The sequence below is a fragment of the Paenibacillus sp. J45TS6 genome (assembly GCF_018403285.1).
Taxonomy (GTDB): domain Bacteria; phylum Bacillota; class Bacilli; order Paenibacillales; family Paenibacillaceae; genus Paenibacillus.
In genome coordinates this window covers 1-366 of sequence record NZ_BOSJ01000083.1, presented here as the reverse complement: position 1 = coordinate 366, position 366 = coordinate 1, and the positions used below count along the sequence as shown (strand labels likewise).

Genomic DNA, 366 nt, shown 5'->3' with positions numbered 1-366 from the left:
AGGAGCCAGCCGTCGAAGGTGGGGTAGATGATTGGGGTGAAGTCGTAACAAGGTAGCCGTATCGGAAGGTGCGGCTGGATCACCTCCTTTCTATGGAGAATCGTTTCCTGAAACGGAAACATTCAAAATTACGTACGACGAAAGTCGACGGATCACTTTGCAAAAGCAAAGTAACACTCACTCGTTGTTCAGTTTTGAGAGTCCAATCTCTCAAAATCACATGTATTCTTTATTCGCACATCCGTGCTGAACCAAAGAACGCATGGTTGTTGTTCCTTGAAAACTAGATAACGAAACAATTTTGCGATTTTAGAAATATCCTTTAAGCTGAACTTGTGTTAAACAAGTGAAGATTAATAGATTGCT

1 rRNA gene is annotated in these 366 nt (G+C 41.5%); it reads left to right on the top strand.

Annotation, left to right across the window (positions count from 1 at the left end):
- Positions 1-90 (top strand): 16S ribosomal RNA (locus KJS58_RS25080); the annotation flags it as partial.
- Between the last annotated feature and the right edge of the window lie 276 nt (positions 91-366).